The organism is Bradyrhizobium retamae (assembly GCF_001440415.1).
Lineage (GTDB): Bacteria > Pseudomonadota > Alphaproteobacteria > Rhizobiales > Xanthobacteraceae > Bradyrhizobium > Bradyrhizobium retamae.
The window spans coordinates 1-21,480 of record NZ_LLYA01000164.1; the positions used below are offsets into that span (position 1 = coordinate 1).

Annotated in this window: 32 protein-coding genes; 20 read left to right on the plus strand and 12 right to left on the minus strand. The window is 63.2% G+C overall.

Features of this window, described 5'->3' with window-relative positions; translation table 11 throughout:
* Positions 1-396 precede the first annotated feature (396 nt).
* Positions 397-660 (minus strand): hypothetical protein, encoded by a 264-nt coding sequence (locus CQ13_RS23285; RefSeq protein WP_057845176.1) that lies wholly within the window; start codon positions 658-660, stop codon positions 397-399.
* Between the two features lie 218 nt (positions 661-878).
* Between CQ13_RS23285 and CQ13_RS23290 the strand changes: the two genes are divergently transcribed.
* A complete protein-coding gene (locus CQ13_RS23290; protein ID WP_156433825.1) occupies positions 879-1,118 on the plus strand; it encodes a hypothetical protein in 240 nt (79 codons plus the stop codon).
* 19 nt (positions 1,119-1,137) lie between these two features.
* Here CQ13_RS23290 and CQ13_RS23295 read toward each other — a convergent pair whose 3' ends face one another.
* Positions 1,138-1,569, minus strand: a complete 432-nt coding sequence (locus tag CQ13_RS23295) for a hypothetical protein (protein ID WP_057845178.1) — start codon at positions 1,567-1,569, stop codon at positions 1,138-1,140.
* A gap of 153 nt (positions 1,570-1,722) precedes the next feature.
* Here CQ13_RS23295 and CQ13_RS23300 point away from each other — a divergent pair, with 153 nt between their 5' ends.
* Positions 1,723-2,511 (plus strand): SDR family NAD(P)-dependent oxidoreductase, encoded by a 789-nt coding sequence (locus tag CQ13_RS23300; protein WP_057845179.1) that lies wholly within the window; start codon positions 1,723-1,725, stop codon positions 2,509-2,511.
* Positions 2,512-2,652: 141 nt separating this feature from the next.
* Here the strand turns inward: CQ13_RS23300 and CQ13_RS44540 are convergent, their stop codons facing one another.
* Both CQ13_RS44540 and CQ13_RS23305 read right to left on the minus strand, forming a co-directional pair.
* Positions 2,653-2,823, minus strand: coding sequence for a hypothetical protein (locus tag CQ13_RS44540; RefSeq protein WP_197427408.1), 171 nt, complete (start codon positions 2,821-2,823; stop codon positions 2,653-2,655).
* Positions 2,824-2,832: 9 nt separating this feature from the next.
* Positions 2,833-3,066 (minus strand): DUF6894 family protein, encoded by a 234-nt coding sequence (locus CQ13_RS23305; RefSeq protein ID WP_057845180.1) that lies wholly within the window; start codon positions 3,064-3,066, stop codon positions 2,833-2,835.
* A gap of 252 nt (positions 3,067-3,318) precedes the next feature.
* Between CQ13_RS23305 and CQ13_RS23310 the strand changes: the two genes are divergently transcribed.
* The gene (locus CQ13_RS23310) at positions 3,319-3,504 is read left to right on the plus strand and encodes a hypothetical protein (RefSeq protein ID WP_028346367.1); all 186 of its coding nucleotides are present in this window, start codon (positions 3,319-3,321) and stop codon (positions 3,502-3,504) included.
* A 57-nt stretch (positions 3,505-3,561) separates the two neighbouring features.
* On the opposite strand, the gene CQ13_RS23315 is transcribed toward CQ13_RS23310, so the two are convergent.
* From CQ13_RS23315 to CQ13_RS23320, 3 genes are all read right to left on the minus strand, one after another.
* Positions 3,562-4,632: a hypothetical protein gene (locus tag CQ13_RS23315; protein WP_057845181.1), complete on the minus strand. Its 1,071-nt coding sequence runs from the start codon at positions 4,630-4,632 to the stop codon at positions 3,562-3,564.
* Positions 4,633-4,917: 285 nt separating this feature from the next.
* The gene (locus CQ13_RS44545) at positions 4,918-5,073 is read right to left on the minus strand and encodes a hypothetical protein (protein ID WP_197427409.1); all 156 of its coding nucleotides are present in this window, start codon (positions 5,071-5,073) and stop codon (positions 4,918-4,920) included.
* A gap of 9 nt (positions 5,074-5,082) precedes the next feature.
* A complete protein-coding gene (locus tag CQ13_RS23320) occupies positions 5,083-5,316 on the minus strand; it encodes a DUF6894 family protein (protein ID WP_057845182.1) in 234 nt (77 codons plus the stop codon).
* 342 nt (positions 5,317-5,658) lie between these two features.
* On the opposite strand from CQ13_RS23320, the gene CQ13_RS23325 reads away from it, so the two are divergent.
* On the plus strand, positions 5,659-6,012 hold the full coding sequence (locus CQ13_RS23325) for a hypothetical protein (protein WP_057845183.1): 354 nt from the start codon (positions 5,659-5,661) through the stop codon (positions 6,010-6,012).
* On the opposite strand, the gene CQ13_RS23330 is transcribed toward CQ13_RS23325, so the two are convergent.
* On the minus strand, positions 6,003-6,197 hold the full coding sequence (locus tag CQ13_RS23330) for a hypothetical protein (RefSeq protein WP_057845184.1): 195 nt from the start codon (positions 6,195-6,197) through the stop codon (positions 6,003-6,005). The genes CQ13_RS23325 and CQ13_RS23330 overlap by 10 nt on opposite strands.
* Positions 6,198-6,239: 42 nt before the next feature.
* Between CQ13_RS23330 and CQ13_RS23335 the strand changes: the two genes are divergently transcribed.
* The 3 genes from CQ13_RS23335 (at position 6,240) to CQ13_RS23345 (ending at position 7,633) form a co-directional block, all read left to right on the plus strand.
* Positions 6,240-6,830 carry an NADPH-dependent FMN reductase gene (locus CQ13_RS23335; RefSeq protein WP_057845185.1) on the plus strand — a complete coding sequence of 197 codons (591 nt, stop codon included), beginning with the start codon at positions 6,240-6,242 and terminating at the stop codon, positions 6,828-6,830.
* A gap of 149 nt (positions 6,831-6,979) precedes the next feature.
* Entirely contained in the window at positions 6,980-7,333 is a 354-nt protein-coding gene (locus CQ13_RS23340) for a hypothetical protein (protein WP_057845186.1), read from the plus strand.
* Positions 7,334-7,453: 120 nt separating this feature from the next.
* On the plus strand, positions 7,454-7,633 hold the full coding sequence (locus tag CQ13_RS23345) for a hypothetical protein (protein ID WP_028346363.1): 180 nt from the start codon (positions 7,454-7,456) through the stop codon (positions 7,631-7,633).
* Positions 7,634-7,749: 116 nt separating this feature from the next.
* Here CQ13_RS23345 and CQ13_RS23350 read toward each other — a convergent pair whose 3' ends face one another.
* Positions 7,750-7,974, minus strand: coding sequence for a hypothetical protein (locus tag CQ13_RS23350; RefSeq protein WP_057845187.1), 225 nt, complete (start codon positions 7,972-7,974; stop codon positions 7,750-7,752).
* A gap of 124 nt (positions 7,975-8,098) precedes the next feature.
* Here CQ13_RS23350 and CQ13_RS23355 point away from each other — a divergent pair, with 124 nt between their 5' ends.
* Positions 8,099-8,278, plus strand: coding sequence for a hypothetical protein (locus tag CQ13_RS23355; RefSeq protein ID WP_245309278.1), 180 nt, complete (start codon positions 8,099-8,101; stop codon positions 8,276-8,278).
* A 19-nt stretch (positions 8,279-8,297) separates the two neighbouring features.
* On the opposite strand, the gene CQ13_RS23360 is transcribed toward CQ13_RS23355, so the two are convergent.
* Positions 8,298-9,206 (minus strand): ketopantoate reductase family protein, encoded by a 909-nt coding sequence (locus CQ13_RS23360; RefSeq protein WP_057845188.1) that lies wholly within the window; start codon positions 9,204-9,206, stop codon positions 8,298-8,300.
* 228 nt (positions 9,207-9,434) lie between these two features.
* Here CQ13_RS23360 and CQ13_RS23365 point away from each other — a divergent pair, with 228 nt between their 5' ends.
* A complete protein-coding gene (locus tag CQ13_RS23365) occupies positions 9,435-10,025 on the plus strand; it encodes a septal ring lytic transglycosylase RlpA family protein (protein WP_082637599.1) in 591 nt (196 codons plus the stop codon).
* A gap of 3 nt (positions 10,026-10,028) precedes the next feature.
* Here the strand turns inward: CQ13_RS23365 and pdxY are convergent, their stop codons facing one another.
* Positions 10,029-10,877: a pyridoxal kinase PdxY gene (pdxY, locus tag CQ13_RS23370; protein ID WP_057845189.1), complete on the minus strand. Its 849-nt coding sequence runs from the start codon at positions 10,875-10,877 to the stop codon at positions 10,029-10,031.
* Between the two features lie 109 nt (positions 10,878-10,986).
* On the opposite strand from pdxY, the gene CQ13_RS23375 reads away from it, so the two are divergent.
* From CQ13_RS23375 to CQ13_RS23415, 9 genes are all read left to right on the plus strand, one after another.
* A complete protein-coding gene (locus CQ13_RS23375) occupies positions 10,987-11,256 on the plus strand; it encodes a DUF2312 domain-containing protein (protein ID WP_057845190.1) in 270 nt (89 codons plus the stop codon).
* 200 nt (positions 11,257-11,456) lie between these two features.
* Entirely contained in the window at positions 11,457-12,431 is a 975-nt protein-coding gene (locus CQ13_RS23380) for an ABC transporter permease family protein (protein WP_057845191.1), read from the plus strand.
* A gap of 27 nt (positions 12,432-12,458) precedes the next feature.
* Positions 12,459-12,635 carry a hypothetical protein gene (locus CQ13_RS43275; RefSeq protein WP_156433828.1) on the plus strand — a complete coding sequence of 59 codons (177 nt, stop codon included), beginning with the start codon at positions 12,459-12,461 and terminating at the stop codon, positions 12,633-12,635.
* 360 nt (positions 12,636-12,995) lie between these two features.
* Entirely contained in the window at positions 12,996-13,265 is a 270-nt protein-coding gene (locus CQ13_RS23385) for a hypothetical protein (RefSeq protein WP_057845192.1), read from the plus strand.
* A 308-nt stretch (positions 13,266-13,573) separates the two neighbouring features.
* A complete protein-coding gene (locus tag CQ13_RS23390; RefSeq protein ID WP_057845193.1) occupies positions 13,574-14,218 on the plus strand; it encodes an FMN-binding negative transcriptional regulator in 645 nt (214 codons plus the stop codon).
* A gap of 219 nt (positions 14,219-14,437) precedes the next feature.
* A complete protein-coding gene (locus CQ13_RS23395; protein ID WP_057845194.1) occupies positions 14,438-15,151 on the plus strand; it encodes an ROK family protein in 714 nt (237 codons plus the stop codon).
* Between the two features lie 572 nt (positions 15,152-15,723).
* On the plus strand, positions 15,724-16,731 hold the full coding sequence (locus tag CQ13_RS23405) for a Bug family tripartite tricarboxylate transporter substrate binding protein (protein WP_057845196.1): 1,008 nt from the start codon (positions 15,724-15,726) through the stop codon (positions 16,729-16,731).
* Between the two features lie 200 nt (positions 16,732-16,931).
* Positions 16,932-17,981 (plus strand): SH3 domain-containing protein, encoded by a 1,050-nt coding sequence (locus tag CQ13_RS23410; RefSeq protein WP_057845197.1) that lies wholly within the window; start codon positions 16,932-16,934, stop codon positions 17,979-17,981.
* A 238-nt stretch (positions 17,982-18,219) separates the two neighbouring features.
* The gene (locus tag CQ13_RS23415; RefSeq protein ID WP_057845198.1) at positions 18,220-18,480 is read left to right on the plus strand and encodes a PepSY domain-containing protein; all 261 of its coding nucleotides are present in this window, start codon (positions 18,220-18,222) and stop codon (positions 18,478-18,480) included.
* Between the two features lie 68 nt (positions 18,481-18,548).
* Here CQ13_RS23415 and CQ13_RS23420 read toward each other — a convergent pair whose 3' ends face one another.
* Positions 18,549-20,618 carry an ATP-dependent helicase gene (locus CQ13_RS23420; RefSeq protein ID WP_057845199.1) on the minus strand — a complete coding sequence of 690 codons (2,070 nt, stop codon included), beginning with the start codon at positions 20,616-20,618 and terminating at the stop codon, positions 18,549-18,551.
* A gap of 146 nt (positions 20,619-20,764) precedes the next feature.
* On the opposite strand from CQ13_RS23420, the gene CQ13_RS23425 reads away from it, so the two are divergent.
* Together CQ13_RS23425 and CQ13_RS23430 are read left to right on the plus strand one after the other, a co-directional pair.
* Positions 20,765-21,160: a hypothetical protein gene (locus CQ13_RS23425; RefSeq protein WP_156433829.1), complete on the plus strand. Its 396-nt coding sequence runs from the start codon at positions 20,765-20,767 to the stop codon at positions 21,158-21,160.
* Positions 21,115-21,420: a type 2 periplasmic-binding domain-containing protein gene (locus tag CQ13_RS23430; protein ID WP_156433830.1), complete on the plus strand. Its 306-nt coding sequence runs from the start codon at positions 21,115-21,117 to the stop codon at positions 21,418-21,420. Before CQ13_RS23425 ends, CQ13_RS23430 begins: the two co-directional genes overlap by 46 nt.
* The last annotated feature ends 60 nt before the right edge of the window (positions 21,421-21,480 follow it).

Consider the following 21,480-nt stretch of genomic DNA (forward strand, 5'->3'; position numbering starts at 1 on the left):
CCTTGAGCCCGGCCGATCACCGGGCTACTTCAAAAATACAGTTGCTTCCCGGAGAGCGGCTTTCTTGCCTCCATCGCTGCGCAAATAGTTTCACGCAGCTTAGCGCCAACACCGCGGCGCCCGAACCGCACGACTTCGCCGTACGCTTCCCGCGCGTACGTCTAGCGCGCCATCTGCGTCCACCGCATCTCACCGCACGTTCGTGACGATCGCGAGCCGCCCCTCCATCGGGTGAGACAGGCGGAGTTATGCAGGTGATTTGGCCTGCACGTTAAGCGAAATATTTTTGATTCTTTTTGATTGTGGGGCTTGACACCATTTCTGAAAATCCGAAGTGATTTGCCCGCGGCGGATTGCACCGGGGAGGGCCGGCTCCATCAGTCACCGGCTAAGCACTCAGCGCGTTTGCTCTTCCGCGTTCTTCGATGCGGATTTCGGCTGCGGCGCCTTTGAACCCGTTTCCTGACAGGGCAGTTGCGTCCATGAGCCGTCGGCCGCCTGCTGATAGGCATGGCAGGAGGCGGAAGCGGGCGCTTCGCTCGTCTTTGCCGGTTGGGAATTCGTGTTGGAGTTCGTGTTAGAGTTCCTGGCGAGCGTCGGCGCTGCCAAAGTGAGGAGGGCGGCCGCCGAACCGAAGAAGATCGCTTGCCCTAACCGCATGGAAATTCTCCTTTGTCGAAAACGATGTGTCCTTCCTAAAAAGGATTGTGGAATTTTTTGGGAAATGCCGATGGACGTACCGGCACTTGCTTAACGTTTTGCAAACGCCTGAAGGCCGCCGACGCGCTGCAGCGCAAGGCGGATTCTATTCTCGCGGTATGGAACTAGTTTCTTCGGCCGTGCGTTGGCTTGGCATCATGCCGAGAGGCGCGGCCTCCATGCGTCGGGAAAAGTCACTCTTCAATGCGCTGCTCACCCATTTTCTGATGGGCGTGGCGCTTGGACTAACACTGGTCCTGTTGCTCGGCCTCATCGATGCCTTCCATGTCAGAGACCTCGTCGCCAAGAGCGACGCACCTGTTCAGACCACGGTGATGCTGGTGACGACCTACGGGCTGATGTTCGGCATCGGCGCAGCGCTGACCGGTTTGGTGTTGACGCTGGAAGACGAGGGCTGAGGTCGGACGGACCGCCCGATCAGCGGCGCAGGCGGGCGATCGTGCCGGCGGTGATCTGCATGGCGACGCCGAGCACCCATCCGGCCATGATCATCCAAATCCATGCCAAATGCGGATCGTGGCGCAGCACGATTAGGCCGACGCAGGCAAACGCCGAGAACGCCGCGAGGAAGGTCCCGATCGAGCTTAGCAGGTCCGGCGTGTCCACTCTGTCGACCCAGGCGTCATCGGGAGGCCGGTCGTTCGATGCGGTGGAGCGCAGCGGCGTATCGATTCCGAGATAAAAGCCGATTGCGCCACCGACCATCATTAGCAGCAGGAACGCCTGATTGGTGAGTACGGCGTGGCTCGTCCCTACGAGAGCTGCCACAAACAACCCGCTCGCCGCGCCTGCCATGGCAAGCCCTAGGCGTTCCAGAACGTGGGCGACCTTTCGAACGCGGGTTTGCATGACGGTGAGCCCGCCGGTAATGAGAGAGAGCTTAGGACGGTTTCAGGCAAGCTGGAAGCAACCTAGCGCTGCAGATGGTCGTCGAATTGATCCAGCGCAATATGCGGTCGGTCTGTAGAATTGGCTCGGCCTGTTTCGATGGGAGACGCAAACATGAGCCTGTTGGGTACACCATTCGATCCCGCGCGCGAGGCCGCGCTCGTCACCGGCGCGGGCAACGGGATCGGCCGCGCAATTGCGCAGGCGCTGGTGGGCGAGGGCGTCCGCACGGTGTTCGCCGATGTGAATCGGGACACGGTCACGACGGCAGCCAAAGCGTCGTCGCGGCCGGAGCTGGCGCTGCCCTGGGTCGGCGATCTCGCCGATCCCGCGGCGCGCGAAGCGCTGCTGGCTGACGCTGCGTCTGCCGTCGGGCGCGTGACACATTTCGTGCACAGCGCCTCGCCGCCGCGGCGCGAAGCCGATCATGCGCTCGGCGTCACGACGGAGATTTGGGCGCAGATGCACGCGGTGAACCTGGACGCCGGATTCCACCTCGCGCGCGAACTGGCGCGCAAGCTGATCGCCGACAAAACGCCCGGCTCGTTCCTGCTGCTGACCTCGCTGCATGCAGGCACGCCGCGCAACCTGCCGCATTACTCGACGGCGAAGGCGGGGCTTTCGATGCTGGTGAAGGAGTTGGCCAAGACGTTCGGCCGCTTCAACATTCGCGTCAACGCCTTGGTGCCGGGCGCGATTGCGGCCGGCGGCTTCGTTGCCGATCCCGCGCTCGCAAGACACATTCCGCTCGGCCGGCTCGGCCAGGCTGAAGACCTTGCTCCGCTGGCGCTGGCGGTGCTGTCGAATCGGATATCGGCCTATGTCACGGGCGCCGCGATCGTGGTCGACGGCGGACTATCGCTGACGAACTGGTTCGAGCCGCCGGAGTTGGGGGATTTGTGAGAGGGCTGTGGCTAGCGCCGCGCCCACCATCTGTCAGCAGGGATAACATTTGGTGGGCACGCGGAGCCTGTCATCACTCCGCGAGCGACCTTGTGCTCGTCGCTGGGCGCGCATTCGCACGACCCGTTGGCTTTGCCCACCCTACAAAACAGACGACGAATTGAGCGTCGCGTGCTTGGCGTGCCATTTCGGGCCCGGGCCGCGCATGTAGTGCAGCTCGGGGCGATAGCGGTTGCGAGCAAGGTCGAGCAGAACCTGCCATCGCGCGGCGACCTGGTTCAGGTATCGAAGAAGCGATTGCATGGCCAGCATGGCGACCTCTCAATGCGGCTTGCCGAGCACGGACGAAAACGGCAGGGCGAAGATTTCGACGTCGAGGTCGTCGCTCGCATGCAGCGTCCAGTCGCGCCAGTCTTCCGGGCACTGCGCCGTAATCAGCGACTGCACGACGCGGGCGGTGTGGTCACGCGCTTCGGCCAGATTTCCGACGGCAAGGCCACGCTGAACGATGCATACGCCCTCGGAATTGGAGCAGTGGAAATAGACCAGTGCCATGTCCGACTCCCCCGATTGCGATTCACGCTGAAAAAATATCAGCCGGAAGATCGGCTTGATATTCGGGGAGATTGCGGGCCGGGATATTACGGGGGAAGAGCGGCCTCGGGTGGAACCGCGCGATCCCTGGACTTGTCCTAAAATTATCTACTGCGGCAGGAGGAACGAGATTTTCGGTTCGGCCGTTTTGACGAGGAAGCCGCGACATTCGAATCGCTGCGGCGAGGACGGATGCAACCCCGGGAGAGCAACATGATGTCGGAAATGCAGATCCACACGATTGCACGACAGATGATGGAGAAGCACGGCCTCACCGCGATCGCACAAGCCGCACACAATGCACAGGCTTGCGAGAGCAGTGGCGACATCGAGGAAGCCAAGGAATGGCGCCATATCGAAGACGCCATGAAGCTGATGCGAGGCCCGCATCAGAGCTAGCGGATTTGTCTCGGATGCGGCGCGGCACAGCGCGCGGCATCCGGGACACGCAGTTACCTACCGCAGCGGCATCGGCGGGCGGACCACCGGCTCGCCGTCATCAGCCATGGTTTGCTGCGGCGGTGCCGGCGGCAGCGGCGCAGGGGCGGCGGCTGGCGGAGGGGAGACATAGGTGGCTTGAGCCGGTGGATAGTAAGCCGGCTTTGGCTTCCGAACAGGCGCGACGGGCGCATTCGCGGATCGGGGCGGCGGCGCGGCTGTTACCCTCGGACGAAAATTCTGTTCGGGTCGGACCTCCGCAGCCCTCGCTTCCGAAGCTTTCATTTCGGCAGCCTTGTCGGTAGCCTTGGCAAATTCCCGCGCCATTTGCGCCTGGCCTGCCTTGAGCTGCGCGATAGTCGCCTTCAGCTCCTCGACCTGCTGGCCCATCGCGGCGAGATCCTGCGCCATCGATTGCAACTGGGTCGATTCCGCGGAGGGAGCAGCCGCGACCGTAGCTGTGGGTTCGGGTTGAGCCGGTGCTGCCGGCTCCGCTGCGGCCTGATCGGGAGCGGCCGGCGCGCTCGGTTGTTCGGCCACGGCGGGCTTGGCTGCCGAAGGCAAGGCCGCCAGCACGAAGGGCGGCGCCCACTCGGCAGCCATCGCCTTGGCCTGATCGCCATAATGCTGCCAGGCGGCGGCACCAATGGCGCCGACCAGGGCCACCAGCGCCATCACCACGCGCTTCGTCCATTTGGCCATCGGCCGCTCGCTGGCGGCGTTCAGGCCATCCAGGTTGATCTCCTCGCCCGGTCTGATGTTGTCAGCCTGGACATCGCGCATCTGGACATCGCGCATGTCGGTCGCGCGAAACGTCGGTTCGACCTGCGCCGTTGGCGCGCTGATCGAAATCGCTGGCGCGACGTGAACCTGTGGCTTGGCCGCGGCTTGGACTTGCGGCTTTGCCGCGACTTCAGCTTGCGGCGCGACATGAACCTGCGGCGCTACCGGATGGACATGCGGCGCTACAGGAGAGGTGGCCGGATCGTGGGCCAGCGGCGGTGCCTTGTGGGCGTGCGCGGCCAGCACCGTTTCGATCGCAAAAACGTCGTGCGGATCAGCCTCTTTCAGTGTTGGCGTGGATTGCATTGGCGGTCCCTTACTCAGTCCAATGTCACCCGGATCGGGGCGGCAAGCATGCTCTGCTGCGTGGAAAACCTCTGCCCTGGCCACCACACGGCCAGCGAGGTTTGACCAAAGCAAGGCGAGAGCGTGGAGAGGTTGGGGCCATGGCTCCCCCGCCGGGCTGGAACCCGGGCGCAGCGATCTTACCTGCAGGCGGCCGGGCCCGGGCGCGGAGCCTGTCATCGGGCCGCCGCGCTACGCGGAGACCGTTGGCGCTCCTCATTATGAGGGGCTTATGACGCAGTGAGGTTAGAGGACGGCGCCTGCAGTGCCATGCGGATGCCTGGCGTGCCACTTTGGGCCGGGGCCGCGCATGTAGTGCCGCTCGGGACGATAGGGGTCGCAGGCGCGCTCGATCAGGTGGTGCCACCGTGCCATGATCGCATCCAGGCGGCGGAGCAACATGGCAACCTCTCAGTGCGGCTTGCCGAGGACGAAGGCGAAGGGCAGAACGAAGAGCTCCTCGTCGAAATCGTCGCTGACATGCACGACCCAGTCGCGCCAATCTTCCGCGTCCCGCCCCATGATGAGCGATCGAATGATGCAGGCGGCGCGGTCGCGCGCCTCGGCGAGGTCGCTCACCGCTTCACCGGATCGGTCGAGCCGGACTTCCCGGGAGTTTGAGCAGTGGAAATAGACCTGGGTCATGTCGGGCCTCCTGTTGCAGGCGATCTGCATTGTTGGTCGCAGGCTAGCCGGACAAGGTTCTGGCGCTCCGTGATGCGCGTCACGGTCGCGTCGTTAGGATTTTGTTAAGACTGTAATGGTCAAATTTTAGGCATGGAATCGCAGCGGAACCGGACCACCCGAGCCGGCAGTTGCAAGAGAAGGCCGGCGGCGTAACGCCCGTCGGCCTTTTCTCTTTGCGACAGCAAATCGTCTGGCCACCCGCAGCAAATCGTCGCCGGTATTCACGGCGCTGTGAATTCGCCTCCGGAACCAGCATCTTACGTGCCCGTTCGCTCTTCATGTTCACATGGAGATTGAGCGATGACGAAACTGACACTGCTCGGCGCGGCCGCCGTCCTTGCGATGGGGTTCGCGACGCCTGCGCTCTCGCAGGAAGCCACCCAGGAACCTGGCATGGTCGGGTTCTCCCACCCGAACTCCGACTATCTGCTCGGCGGATACGGCGTGCGCACGCCGAGCCGCCATGACTATAGCTACTACTACGGGCCTCGCGCCTATTACGGCCCGCGCGTGTATCATCGCCCGGCCTATATCGGCGGACCGGTTGGCTTGGCTGCCGGCGTGGCGGCTGGCGCAGTCGGAACGGCAGCCGCGATCGCGGGCGCGCCGTTCGTCGATTCATATGCCTATTATGACGGGCCCGGCTATTGGTAGAGTCGGACTAGCAACTGCAAAAAAAAGCGGCCGCGAGGCCGCTTTTTTGATGGAGCAAGCGGCGGCGTCGGAAACAGCAGCGCGAGGAAGATGATCGTGTTCAGCACGGTCGCGCCAAGGACGAGCTCGATCGCCTTTCCAAGGCCATCGAGGCGGCTCAGGCCTTGCATGAGAATGGCGCGCATGGTTCCAGTGTCATCATCCAATGTCCTGAGGGTTGAGGTCTCATGAGCAACCGTATTCTCGTCCTTTACGGCTCCTACCGTTCCGACCGCATGGGCATTCGTCTCGCGCAGTTCGTCGTCGAGGGGTTTCGCGCGCGCGGCGATGATGTCGAATTGATCGACGCCAAGGCGATCGGCTTGCCGATGCTGGACCGGATGTACAAGGAATATCCGAAAGGCGATGCGCCCGCGGCGCTCGAAGAACTTGCGGGAAAGATCCGCAGCGCCGACGGTTTTGTGTTGGTGACCGGCGAATATAATTGGGGCATGCAGCCGGGGCTGAAAAATCTCACTGACCATTTTCTGGAAGAATGGTTCTGGCGGCCGGTGGCAATCGCGAGCTATTCGGCCGGCCGCTTCTCCGGCGCACGCGCCGCGCTCGCCTGGCACGGCACGCTTTCGGAAATGGGCATGGTGGTGATTTCGAGCTCGGTCGCGGTCGGGCCGATCGCGCAGACGCTGAGTGAAGACGGCAAGCCGATCGGCGAGGGTGGCAAGGCGCTGGCGCACGCGTTTCCGCGCTTCGCCGATGATCTCGTGTGGTGGATGGAAGCCGCAAGGGCGCAGCGGGAGCGCAAGAAGCCGCCGTACTGAGGCATGCCCCGAATGGAGCGCAATGTTGGCGAAAACGCACCCACTTTTCGCCACGGCTGGACAGCAGATTGCGAATTCTCTGCCATCTTCCGCCTTTCTTGAGCTGCCGCAGGCAGCTCGTCCATTTGCTCCATGCTCGGGTAGAATTGATGTCGCCAACGAAAGCGCGCTGCGGCCTGCTTGTTCTTGTGTTGATGGCCGCGCTCTCCGGCCCGGCGGCTGTCGCGCAGAATCTCGATCAGGGCAAACCGGCGTCGAAACTGTTTGCCGAAGGTTGCGCGTCCTGCCATCGCAGCCCGCGTGGGCTCGCCAAGGGCCGCTTTCACCTCACGCTCTATTTGTTTTTGCAAAAGCACTATTCCACCGGCGCGAGCTCGGCCTGGGCGCTGACGTCCTACCTGGAATCCATCGATAGCGGAAAGCACGTCGCGGCGAAGCCGCGGGCAGCGTCAGCCGCGTCGCGATCATCGATGCGTCCGCCGGCGCCGGTGCCGTCGCGATAGGCTTCGAGCGCCGCCATCGCTTGCTCACGGCAACGCTGCGAAATCTCCCCGACGCGGCCATCTTTTCGACTTTTGCCGGCATAGCATCATGAGCATGTATGGTGGCGGGGAGTAGTGACGATGGTAGTGGCTGAACTTCAGACCAAGGTGGAGAAGTACGAGAGCCGGGCCGGCAAGTGCGAAGCAAAGGCCAAGGAGGCCACGGACAAGGCGCAGCAGGCCTTCTACGAGGGGCTCGCCGGCTACTACGCGAGCCTGGCCACGGATTTCCGCAAGATCCTCGAAAAGCGAACCGCGTAGGCGGCACGATGTGTGGGGCGGATTAGCGTCAGCGTAATCCGCCGGCCTCTTGCGCGCGTGACGAATTGGCGGATTACGCTGACGCTAGTCCGCCCTACGAGATGTCACACGCATATTCACGCCCCGCCGATGGCGCGGGTGATCGTTCCGCCGCCGCCGCAATTGGGGCAGGGAGTGCCGTTGATGCGGCCCTTGCCGTGACATTCGGGGCAGATGTCATCGCCGGTGCCGGGCGTTCCGGGAGCTGCTTCATCGCCGGGATTGAGCATTGAGTTGGCCGCCTGCATCTGGGCGTTCGAGCGCGACTTTGTGCTCTGCGAGTTTGGCGCCTTGTTCCGCATGGTGCGTGCCTCCTTGAGAGATCTGCGACAACGCCGTTGCGGGGAGGAGGTTGCGAAGGATGCGCAACCTTCGCCGCTGCGAAAACGTTGGAACGACATGACAGAACACCCGACGATGCACCCCATGGCGGCCTTCAACCCATCGGAGCCCGCAGTCCTGCACGACCGCGTGAGCGACCAGATCGTCACCTGGATCGGCGATGAGGCCGACGACTTCCGCCGCTTCAGCCGCGCGCGCGATGACGGCACGGTGGCGTGGCGGGAATATGTGTTCGACGGCTGGGGGAATGTGATGGGTGGATGAGAGCGCGCGGAGCAGTGTGCTACGACCGCCGCGATATCTCCTTGCCGCGCTCCGCGAGCTTCACCATCACCTGCAGCGCCTGATTGGTCGGCGTCGCGATGCCGAGCTCGGCGCCCTTGCGCACCACATGGCCGTTGAGAAAGTCGATCTCGCTGGGCTTGCCGCGGGCAAGATCCTGGGCGGTGGACGACATCTGGTTCGGCATCATGGCGGGGATGTTCAGTATACGCGCCAGGAGGTCGTCTGGAATCGAAACACCGCTGGCGCGGGCGACGGATATCGCTTCCTGCACCGCGCTTGTGACGACATCCCGCGTGCCTGCGACGTCCAGCATCGGCCCGTAGGCGATACCCGCCACCGCAGACAGCGCGTTGAAGGCGCAGTTGATGATCAGCTTGCTCCACAGCGTCCGGTCGATGTCGTCGGCGATCGTGATGCCGATGCCGGCGGCCTGAAGCATTTCGGCCAGCGCTGCGCTCGCGGCCGAGGGGCCGATGGCGAGATCGCCGCCGCCGTGATGCCTGACGTGGCCGGGGCCGGCCATCTCGCTGCCGACATAGACGACGACGGGAATGACGGCGTGGCCGGTGACGGCAGAGAGACGCTGTGCATTGTCGACGCCGTTCTGCAGGCTGAGCACGGAGGTATCCGGCCGCAGGTGTCCGGCGAGCGAGCGGCCGGCCTGTTCGGTATCGGCCGACTTCACGCAGACCAGCATCAGATCGGGTGAGGCGAGAGCAGTCGTGTCGGTTGCGGCGCGGGCGGGCAGGTACTCTTTGAAACGCTTAGTATCCAGCAAGAGGCCATGGGCGTTGATGGCGTCGACATGCGGCTGCCGGCCGATGAACGTCACGTCATGCCCGGCTTTGAGCAGCAGTCCTCCATAATAGCATCCGACCGCTCCGGCACCGACGACTGCGACTTGCATGGTTTTCTCTCCCGTTCGGCTGAGTGGGTCGGGTAGCTGATCTGAGCCGATGCCGCAATTCTGTGGCTGACCTCCTAATTCCTGTGACCCAATCACCACACTCGAACCGAATTGCGCTGAGGAAGCCTTGCCTGATCGGCGTCGGCCACGCTTCCGCCCGGATTCGGTCCCGCGATCACCCCGTGTTGATTTTCGGCTTGGGCTGGGGCGCGAGCGGGGGATTGCAACATGTCTTCTATTGGCTGCACCAGTACTTCGTGCGTCGACGTCAGAGCAGGCCGTACCCGATTTGAAGCGCCATCAATCACGGCCGCACGCGCAAGCAAATTCATACGGCTGCTTGCGGTCACGCTGGGAGCGGCATCGCTCGCGGCTTGCGCGCAATCCTCGGTCGTCACCCACAAATCCGAGCTTCGCGCCAGCCGGCAGGCGTCGCTCAATCAGGATCGAACGACATCGTCCATGATGAAGCGGCGCGTGGCCGCCGTGAGAAAGCACACCCGGTCCGCGTCGCGCAGGGATGCAGGCGGCACCAAGACGGCCTCGCATGGGATTGCCAGCTTCTACACCGAGGGAACGAAGACCGCGAGCGGCGAAAAGTTCAACACGATGGAAATGACCGCCGCCCATCCGACGTTGCCGTTCGGCACCAAGTTGCGCGTGACAAACGTCGCGAGCGGCCAGTCGGTGACGGTACGGGTCAACGACCGCGGTCCCTATGTTCGGGGGCGCGTTGTCGACGTCTCCTATTCCGCGGCCGACGCGCTGGGAATGGTGGGGAAAGGTGTTGCCAAGGTCAAACTCGACGTCGTGCAGTAGCGGCTACCGGATAATCGCAATACACTCGAATTTGCGCGGCGGATGCGTCAGCAGCTCGGCGCTCTCGACGATGCGCATTTCCTCGGTGCCGCTGGCCACGGTGCGCTCCAGCACGGCGAAGATGGCGGAGGCGGCGTGGCTGAGCGCTTCCGGCGTGTTTGCGCCGCGGAGGCGGGCGGATACCAACAGCGCGGCAAAGAGATCGCCGGTGCCGTTAGGGCTGATCGGCAGTTTCGGCGTGCGCACGCGCCACGTCTTTGCGCGCTCGACGGCCAGCGTCTCGATCTCGCCTTCGGGCGTATCGGCCAGCTCGGCGCTGGTGACGACGATTGTCCCGCGCGCCATGAACGCGCGCCCTGCCTTTACCACCTGATCGATCGTCGCGGCCCTCGTCCCGCACAGCCATTCCAACTCGAAATGATTGGGCGTGATGATGTCGGCGAGCGGACACAGAAGATCGCGCACCAGCGGCGGGATGTCGGCGTGAACGAACAGGCCGCGGTCGCGATCCCCTAACACGGGATCGCAGCAATAGCGCAGCGCGGGATTTTTTGCCTTGGCGCGCGCGACGAAGTCCGCAACCACGTTGGCGTTCTCGGCCGAGCCGAGATAGCCCGATAAGATCATCTGCGCGCTATCTACCGCGCCGCGCTCCTCGATGCCGCGCAGCAGATCGGCGACGAGATCTGCATCGAGCACGCGGCCGCGGATGGTCGAATAGCCCGGTCGGTTGGAAAGCAGCGTGGTCGGCACCGCCACCACGTCGATGCCGTGCACCTGCATCGGAAACACCGCGGCGCTGTTGCCGACATGGCCGAAGGCGACCTGCGACTGAATCGAAATCACGTTCATGCGGATAAGTCTGGGAAATGCCGAATTGCCGGACGGGAACCTGCCGAGGTTAACACATTGGTCATTTGTTTGCGGGCATTTTCACGATCCTATTCAACAAAGAGGCACCATGTCTGACATCACCATTCCCGGCGGGCGGATTCGTTCTTTCGTTGAGCGGATCGAGAACATCGACAGCGAATTGCAGGAGCTGAACGAGCAGAAGAAGGAAGTGTTTTTGGAGGCCAAGGGCGAAGGGTTTGACGTGAAGATCCTCAAGGAGATCATCAAGCTGCGCAAGCAGGACCAGGACGAGCGCGACGAGCGAGAAAGCCTGCTCGATCTCTACATGCGCGCCATGGAAACCGCGCCGCCGGAAAAGCAAGCGAAGGCGGCCTAATACAACACTGAATACGACTTTGCTTTTCGTCGTGGCCGGGCATAGCCGTCCAAAGGACGGCGTCACTTGCGCTCGCCTATGCCCGGCCATCGACGTCTCTCTTCTTGAAGCAAACACGCTTCGTTTACAATTTTATCAGTTCGCGGGACCCACCGGTAACGCCTCCCGCCTAGGATGTGACACCTTCAGGGGTCACACCAATGTATGTTGTCCGAAATTCCTCGCGCGCGCTGTTCGCGGCGCTGGTACCGCTCGCGGTGGTGCACGCTGCCCTGCTTGCCATGGCCGTGCTCACGACGCAGACCGTGCCGGCGCAGGCCATCATGCCGCCGCCGGACAAGCTCGTGTTTCCGTACGCCGGCCGTCTGGCGCTGGATGTGGTTCTGCTGTTCGCCGGCCATTCGGTGCTGCGGCAGTTCAAGATCTGCAACCGGGTCGCCTATGCGCTGATCGGCGGCGTCATGGCTGCAACGAGCTACCTGCTGGCGATGCGCAACGGCCTGTTGCTATTCCCGCCGCCGCCTGGCAGCGAAATCACGGCGGGCTTGCTGCCGACCGCGGCAGGTATGCTCGCCGGCTTCCTCTATGGCCAGTTCGCCGGACTTGAGGCCATCGCCGCAACTCCGCAGCCCGCGGCTACCGAGATCGCTGCGAGCCCACCCCGCGTATTCGACGGTCCGGTCCGTGTTCGCTCTTCGGTTGGCGCGATCGCGATCGCCGTGACCGTGCCGGCTGCGCTTTCGGCGGTACTGGCGTTTATGGTCCTAGCGCTTTTAGGACCGGCAGGCCCTGACTCGATTATCACCGCGGCACTTCCCGCACAGGTGTTCCTGACGGTTTTGATCGCGACCACCGTACCATCAGCTATCCTTTTGCTCGCCGTCCATCACATTGCGAGGGCGTTTGGCCGCAGCCGCGGAGGCGAGTATGCGGCGATCGGAAGTCTGGTGGCCGCAGGATGCGCCGTGCTGCTCACGCCCATCATATCCGGAATGATAGTCCTGCTGCTGCCGGCGGCCCTCGTCAACGGCGCCATCATGGGCGCGCTGTACCGCCGCTTTGCCGGAATAGAGCCGGTGCCCTTGCCGGAAGTCGTGATCGCAACCGACGCGCAGGCGTTGGTCGGCGCCGATCATCCGTCCAGGCGGCAGCACGGTGTTATTCTCTCCAGCTAGCGCTACTCGCATTTCAGAGGGATCACGATGAAGGGACTCATCGCCATCGCCGTGGCCGGATTGATGTCAGTAGCCGGCATACTCTGGTTTCAGACCAGTCCGAATGTGGTCGCCGTAAAGGTGACCCCGATGCAGCCGAACCCCAACATGCCAACCTTCAAGCAGATGCAGGACGAGGTGCGGCGGGAGAAGGCGGGGCGGTAGGAAGACCCGGGGAGCGGCGAGGTTGCCCTCGACCAGGCAACGTCGATTGGATGTAAGTCATTTCATCGCGTGGACGGAATCAGCATCGGATTCGAGTGCCGCCGGAACTGGGTGGGACCGACCGGCCACTTCTCATCAAATAGACGTGTCTCAAATAGACGTATCGCGGTACCGCGACGGGTAAAGCACCCTGATCTGGATAGGCCTGGGTTGAAATTCCCACGGAACCTTTGCGGCTGATCGTGCGACCAACGGCCGGTTCCGCATTCTATCCTCGCATGTGTGCATTGCAACAATGTGCTATTGCAGCGCAGCAAAATGACATTAGGTCCGTATTTCAAGCTATTATGGAGAACTGAAGTGAAGAAGATTTCCCTGTCCATCGCTGCGGCCGCTCTGCTCGCGATTCCGGCTGCAACCGGCGCTGTCGCGGCTGAGTTGCCGGCTTTTGAAAGGGCGGGCGTGCCGGTTTCGGCCGTGCAGGTTCAGGTGCTAGGCGCTGAAAACGTCCAGGAGGCGTCGCCGGTCGCAAATTCGGCCACGCCGTTTCAGCTCAGCGTCCTGGCGCCGCGGAACAGGATCACGACCGCACAAGGCCAGACCGACACCACCGGTCGCGCCATTCGCTGAGCGTAGCCGTCTGATCGGCGCCTGAGCTGGCGCTGACTGAGCGCCTTGCCCCAAGTTTCAAAAGCCCGCGATGTCCTCGCGGGCTTTTTCGTGATGAGCGCCTTCTCCAAGACATCCGCGCGCAAGTATGAAGCGAACGTGTTGTTAAGAATTGGCCCGCGCTGATTTCTCGCGATTCCGATTCGTTCTTTGCGAACAAAATGGAGTCGGATGGAGAACGAAGCTGTCGTGCTGGGCCGGACCGATGACGACCAAGAGCGAATAGGCTAGCCTCGCTTGAGCCGACATCCTCCAGCGAGCGCTTGGCCATGCACATTCTTCGCCCCCAGTTTCGTATCGAGGAGAGCCGCGCGCTCGCGTTCGCGGCCGAGCGCGGCTTTGGCGTGATCGTCGCCGCGGCCGAGCGCGGTCCGCGCGCGTCGCACGTGCCGTTTGTCATTGAGCAGCGCGACGACCGCGTGATCGTCCAGATCCACCTCACGGCCAAAAATCCGCTTGTTCAACTCGCCGACGGCAACAGGCGCTTTCTCCTGATCGTCTCGGGCGACGACGCCTATGTCTCCAACGACTGGTACACCTCGCGCGACAACGTCTCGACCTGGCTCTACGAGGCCGTGCATCTCGCAGGCGTCGCGCATTTAGCCGAGCGTGACGAGAACCGCGCCCACGGCGACGCGCTGCTCGCGGCCGCCGAGGCGCGCCTGCCGAAACCGCCCTGGGATCTTGCTAGAATGGAGCCCACCAAGCGCGAGACGATGCTCGCCTCCATCCGCGTCATCGACCTCGTCGTCGATGAGATCGAGGGACAGGCAAAGCTCAATCAGCACAAGAGCGATGAGGATCATGTCGCGGTCGCCAACCAGTTGGCACGCGCGGAGGAGACGGGGAGCAGGCGGCTGGCCGGGAAGATGCGGGCGTTGCGGCCGGGGCTGGAGTATGACGTTGAGCAGTAGCGCGGATGAGCCAACGGGCCGAGCACGGCATCCGTGCTACGCAACCACGAAGCAACACGTTGTTAAGAATTGGCTCGCGCTGATTTGCACGATTCCGATTCGTTCCTTGCGAACAAAATAGAGTCGGATGCAGAACAAAGCTGTGGTGCTGTTTGTTTCTCTAACGCGGCAGAGTATCGGCTACAGTTCTGCTCGTCTGACAGCGCAGGGCTCGAATTCATGGTGAAGAAAACGGGCAAGCGTGCACCGCGACACACGATCCTGGCGATCGACATCGGCGGTGCGCGCGTGAAGTTCATGACTGACAAAGAGCGAACGAGGCGCGCGTTTGCGTCCGGTCCCGCTCTTTCCGCGAAAGTGATGGTAAGGAAGGTCAAGGCGCTGACGAAAGACTGGTCCTACGACGTCATCGCGATCGGGTATCCGGGACCTGTGGTCAACAACCGGCCTTTGTCGGAGCCTCACAATCTCGGTCTCGGGTGGGCCGGTTTCAATTTCGAAAAGGCCTTCGGCCGCCCGACGAAGGTCGTCAACGATGCGCTGATGCAGGCGATCGGCAGCTACCAGGGCGGCCGGATGCTGTTCTTAGGGCTCGGGACGGGCCTTGGCTCCGCGATGATCGTAGATGGCATTCTGGAACCGATGGAGCTCGCGCACCTGCCGTACCGCAACGGCAAGACGTTCGAGCAATGCGTCGGCGCCGCAGCCCTCAAACGCCTTGGCAGGAAGAAATGGCAACGCGCGGTCGATGACGTCCTGAAGCGTCTGCTCGCCGCACTGGAGCCGGATTACGTCATGCTGGGCGGCGGCAACGCCGACAAGATCGACAGGCTACCACGCAAGGTCCGGCTCGGTGCCAACACCAACGCGTTCGAGGGTGGATTTCGGCTGTGGAAGAAGGGGGCAGTCAAACCGCGCGGTGCACGCCGATAGAGAATGCCGTCCCGGCGGCGTCAGTGAGCAGGGGCAGGCTATTGAGGGTCAGGGTCCGCTCGTTCGGTCGATTGTTCGACCTCTTGCCCACAAGCGCCCTCCAACGGCCGGGACACTGCCGCCGCCTGGCTGCCTCGGATGTCGGATGGCCGCGTGATCCTGCGCTCGTAGTGGGAGGCCAGTTGCAGCAGCCGTCTCTTGACCAACGGATCAGCTTGCTCGGCGAGGGCCCTGACGGTCCTTGCCCTTTCCCTGCAAAATTCGTCGTCCATATCCGTCCCCGGAATTCGAGCACCATGGGCGAAAGGGTAGGGTAGGTGGTTTGAACCGCGTATGGGCCAGATCACAGATCCGGATCGAGTGCCCCGGGTGAGGGAGCCGCGACATCGTCGGGGCTTTTGTTTAGTGAGCGGGTTTTCAGCATCGCGCACAGCCCGTAAGCTGTGTCAGCCGAACGCGCCCCACCTCTCGTCAGAGATCATCGCGGAACGCCGATCGAGGACCCGAGCGAAGGAGAAGAGAGCAGCGAAAAGCTGCAAGGCGGCGCATGGCCTGGAAACGGGAGGACACCGATGCCGTTGTCGATCGACCGCCGCCGCGCGCTTGCGCTCCTTGGCTCATCCCTTGCCGCCCTTGCCGCGCCATGGCTGGCGCCGCGAGCCGGCCGCGCCGCAGAGGCCTGGCCGATCCGGCCGGTAAAATATGTCAACGGCTTTCCGGCCGGCGGCGCCACCGACACGCTTTCGCGCCTGCTCTGCCAGAAGATGAACGAATTGTCCGGCCAGTCCTTCGTGGTCGAGAACAAGGCCGGGGCAGGCGGCGTGCTGGGCGCGGATGCGGTCGCGAAGGCGCCGGCGGACGGCTATACGGTCGGCCTCGGCGGCATCGCCTCCAACGTGCTGGCGATCGGCAGCTACGCAAAACTGCCGTATCGTCCGCGCGAGGATTTCACCTTCATCTCCGGCATGTGGCAATTGCCGAACATTTTGACCGCGAAGAAGGACCTGTTCTCCGCGGACCTGAAGGAGTTGCTCGCGGCATTCAAGAAGGAGCCGGGCAAATACACCTACGCCTCCGCCGGCTTTGGCACCACGCTGCATCTCTCCGGCGAGATGATGAACAGCATGGCCGGCGTCCAGGTCCGCCACGTCCCCTATCGCGGCGCAGCTCCAGCGCTGAACGACCTGCTCGGCGGCAATGTCGATCTGCTGTTCGATAACCTGCCGGGCTCGCTGCCAAGCGTGCGCTCCGGCGCGATCCGCCCCGTCGCTGTCACCGCGAAGAAGCGGATCGCGGAGCTGCCCGACGTGCCCGCGTTCGCCGAACTGTTGCCGGGTTACGAGATGACTTCATGGACCGCGCTGATCGGCCCCGCCAACATGCCGCCCGACCTCGTCGCGCAGATCAACGCGCTCTCCGCAAAGGCGCTGAACGATCCCTGGCTCAAACAGCGCTACGCCGACCTAGGCGCCACTACGTGGCCGACCACCCCGCAGGAAATCACGGCTTATCGCGACAGCGAGGAAGCGCGACTGTTGCCGATCATGAAGGCGGCGGGAATTAAGCCGGAAGGTGGGTAAGGGGAAGGGATGCTCGTGGTCTCCGCGGCTTCACCTGCCGAGATCGCCCTGAGAGTTTGCGCAGAGCCATAACAAGCGAGCGACGGGCGAAAGCGCCGCGTCTCGCGCTTGCGAGATACCTGCATCCTTCGGCTAACGCGACCCTGCTCAGGGAACACCTGTTTCGCCGCGGCGTTCCTGCTCGTGAGGAGGAATTCGCCATGAAATTTAGAGCATTGTTCATTGCAGCAGCCGTGCTGCTGATGCCGGCCGCCGCACTCGCGGCGCCGGGCATCGTTACCACCACGGTCAGCCTGAAGGCCGGGCCCGGTGAAGGCTTTCCGACGGTCGACCGCATTCCCGGCGGCACCCGCGTCAACATCCACGGGTGCTTCAGAGGCAAGGCCTGGTGCGACGTGAGCTGGTCGGAGGATCGTGGCTGGGTGTCGTCGCGGTATCTGCAATATCTCTACCGCAACCGCTACGTCTATCTGCCCAACTATGTCGATGAGATCGACGTTCCTATCGTGCCGTTCGTGCTGACCACGTACTGGTCGAGCCACTATGCGGGACGTCCCTGGTATCACCGCCGCGCCCACTGGAGCGGCTACTGGCGATCGCATGAGGGTGTCGCGACGCGGTTGACGATCGACCGCTCGGCGGCCCGGATCGGCCGCGCGGCGGTCGCGCGCGACGCTGCGCTCCCCGACGCAAGGACGCGTGCAAATGCCCGTATTGGTGTCGAGGAGAGGTCGCGCGCCCGTGTTGAGGAACGGACGCGCGCCGGTGTGACGGAGCGGAGCCGCGCCGGCGTGACGGAACGCGCGACGCGGGAGAGGGACATCACGACGCGTGGCGCACGCGAAGGGCGCGAACGCGCGGTGGTGCAGGACCGCATGACGCGCGAAGACGCGCGAACGGCGCGTGAGAGCGCGCGGATGACGCGTGAGAACGCAAGAGCGGCGGTGCGCGAGCAGCCGACTACTCGCGCCCGCCCGCAGACACCGCCGGTCATGGCGCGCGGCCATGACGAACCGCGTGCGGCTGCGCCGCGGATGGAGCGTGCCACGCCCCGCATGACGCAGCCCGATGCGGCGCGCGGTGGTGGCGGCCCGCCGATGAGCACACGCGCGCAGCAGATGCCGGCCCCGGCCGCCCCGCGCGCAGCAGCGCCCGCGACGCCGCAGGGCGGCGGCGCGCAGATCGCACCGCGTGGTGGCGGTGGCGGTGGACCGGGCGGTGGCGGAGGCCCCGGCCAGGACAGGCGCTAATGAACGAAAGCCCGGCCTTGAGCCGGGCTTTTCTTTTGCGCGACGATCATCCGGGCCGCGCTTGGGTACTACGCTGCTCCGAGCGTGTATCGCGAGTTAGTTAGCGAGCGGGAACCGCCGCGAAATCGCCTCAACTGCCGAAATTTCATGCTGTTCCGCGATCTCTGGTGTCGGAACACAGTACCCTGCCGCTCGTTCTAACTGGCGTAACAGCTCAACGCGCTCGACAGGAGTGTCCATGCGAAATGCCATTCTTCCAATTGTCACTGCCTTAGCGCTTGGTGCAGCGACACCTGCCGTCGCCTTCGATTCCGGTGACCAGATTTCGATGGAGACCGCGCTCGACGTCGCGACCGGTCTCGGCGTCATGACGGTGTCCTATACCCAGTTCCAAGGCGATCAGTGGGAGATCAAAGGTCGCGACCGCGCGGGCCGCTGGATGGAAGTCTATGTCGACTCGCGAACCGGCGAGGTGCGCCATCTCAATCGCGGATGGTAGTTGCGTTCTCACCGGCGAGTAACAAGCAGCCTGCATGAGCCAACCGGGTCGCTCGTCCGGCTACGCTGCTAACGCCACATGCCGCGCATGCGCTCGCGAATATCCATCTGCACGCTTTGATTTGGCGTCGAGCGTGCTGCCGGAGTCGCCGCCGGCCATGTCTGCCGATCGAACAGCTTCACCAGGTGATCTGGTATGAAGCGCGTCCGGGACGCATAGACATGCCGGTCGCCGCGTGCCTGCTGACCGTGTACGAAGAAGCGCTGCGGCACGATCAGATGCAGATCGTCCTTGGCGCGCGTCATCGCAACATACAGAAGACGTCGCTCTTCTTCGAGTTCAGCCGTCGTGCCGGCGCCGAGGTCAGACGGCATGCAGCCGTCGACGACGTTCAGGGCGAATACGGACTTCCATTCCTGCCCTTTTGCGGAGTGGATGGTCGACAGGATCAGATAGTCTTCGTCTCGCAGTGGTGGCCCGGAGCGATCGCTGGTCGCGTCAGGCGGATCGAGCGTGAGCTCGGTCAGAAAGCGCTCGCGGGAAGGATAGCCGGAGGCGATCTGCTCGAGTTGCAATAGATCGGCCAGCCGCACTTCGGCATCCTCGTGGATGCGCTCCAGATGCGGGGTGTACCAGAGCCTGATGCGTTCGATGTCAACCGGCCATTCCGAATAGCGGAGGTTCGTGAGCGTCTCGACAAAGGCGGTCCAATCCTGGCCGGCGCGGGGAGGCGTCGGAAGCGCTGCGAGCGCGGAAATCGGATCGGCCATGACGGTGGTTTGATCAAGAATGCGCTGGGCCGACGCCGGGCCGATGCCGGGCAGCAAATGAAGCACGCGAAAACCCGCAACCCGGTCCCGCGGGTTCTCAACGAACTTGAGCAGCGCAAGCACGTCCTTTACGTGGGCGGCGTCCAAAAACTTCAAGCCGCCGAACTTGACGAAGGGAACATTGCGCCGCGTCAGCTCGACTTCGAGCGGGCCGCTATGCGATGACGTCCGGAACAGAACAGCCTGCTCCTTGAGATGCGATCCTTCCTCGCGGTTCGACAGCACCTGCTCGACGATGTAGCGCGCCTGGTCGGCCTCATCGCGAACTGTGACCAGACGCGGCAGCCGAGCCGAATGGCGCTCCGTCCAGAGATTTTTGGTGAACCGCTCTCTGGCGAGTCCAATCACGCCATTGGCGGCCGCGAGAACCGGCTGAGTGGAGCGATAGTTGCGGTCGAGCGTAACGATCTCCGCTCTGGGGATGAAATGATCCGGGAAATCCAGAATGTTTCTGACAGTGGCCGCGCGAAACGAATAGATCGATTGGGCGTCGTCCCCCACCACTGTCAAGCCGCGGCCATCCGGCTTGAGCGCTAGCAGTATCGTCGCCTGAAGCCGATTGGTGTCCTGATATTCGTCGACCATGACATGATCGAACCGGCCACCGATCTCGTGCGCGATTCCCGGCTCGGATACCATCTGCGCCCACCACAATAGCAGATCGTCATAGTCGAGCACGTTCTGCTTCTGCTTGGCCTCGACATAGCCGGCGAACAATTGCTTGAGCTCATCAGCCCATCCCGAGCACCACGGATAATGCTGCCCGAGCACCGTCTCGAGAGGCATCTGCGCGTTCACGCAACGGGAATAGATCGCAAGACAGGTGCCCTTGGTGGGAAAACGACTCTCGGTCTTTGAAAATCCGAGCTCGTGGCGCACCAGATTGAGCAAATCAGCCGAATCCTCGCGATCATGGATGGTGAAGGCCGGATCGAAGCCGATGCTGTCAGCGTATTCGCGCAGCAGTCGCGCCCCGATGCCGTGAAAGGTCCCTGCCCAGGTCAGCGCATCCGTCATGATGCCGGCCTTATCGCCGAGGACGCGGCGCGCGATGCGCTCGACACGTTGCGTCATCTCGGAGGCGGCACGGCGCGAAAACGTCATGAGGAGCATGCGGCGCGGGTCGGCGCCCTTGATGATGAGGTGGGCAACCCGGTGCGCGAGCGTGTTGGTCTTTCCGGATCCTGCGCCGGCAATGACAAGAAGCGGCGAGCCTATGGTTCCATCCGGGCCGATGCCGTGCTCGACGGCCCTGCGCTGCTCCGCATTGAGGCTTTCCAGATATTGATCGGTATTTTCAGCGAGCACGAATCACCCCATGGCGATCGGAGAGTCTGCCGATTCGGGGGTGGTCGCAACGATGAATGTCCGAACAAGCCAGGCCGCGAACCGACGCAGTTCGAAGGCATTGAGATGAAAATCCTCCGCCCTACGAGCTTTGCACCTGGATTTGAATGGCCTCTCAACAGTCGACTGTCTATGGTGTGCACATTACCCGCCTTGTGTGTCTATTGACTGCTGTCCTCCTGTCATTGTTGTCCGTCGCAGCGCTGGCCGCGCCGGTGCATAAGCGGCCGGCTCCGCGCTGGCACGGCTACGGCTTCCTGCCGGGTTACCAGCAGCCGCTGAACAACAGCCTTCCAGCTTACGCCCAGAAAAATACGATACGGCGGTTGGCACGCCGCGACCGGCGCCCTTGGTACATTGACCCGGTCCCCAGTTACTACGGGTATGATGGCAACTGGCGCTATTTCGGCCGGCCCGGCTTCTACGGTGGTCGCTACAATGGCGGCAGCTTCGGCCCGTGCTGGACGCGGACACCGATCGGGCCGATCTGGAATTGCGGCTGACCGATCTCGCGGCCGGCGGCGTCGACTTCGTCGCGTGCTCGATGCCGGAAGTTGCGGCGCCCAAGGGCCTGCCGAAGGAGATTGCCACGCAGTACGAGACCGCGATCAAGAAGGTCTGGGACAGCGCGGAGTTCAAGGAGTTCATGAACAGGCGCGGCTTCGATATGATCTATCTGGATTCGGCTGGCTTCGCGGAGTTCATGAAGGCGGACAACGAGGATAACGGCAAGGCGCTGAAGTCGCTCGGGCTGGCGAAGTAAGTGAATAGTGAGTGGCGCCGAAGCCCGGATGAGCGAAGCGATATCTGGGCGGTGCTAGAG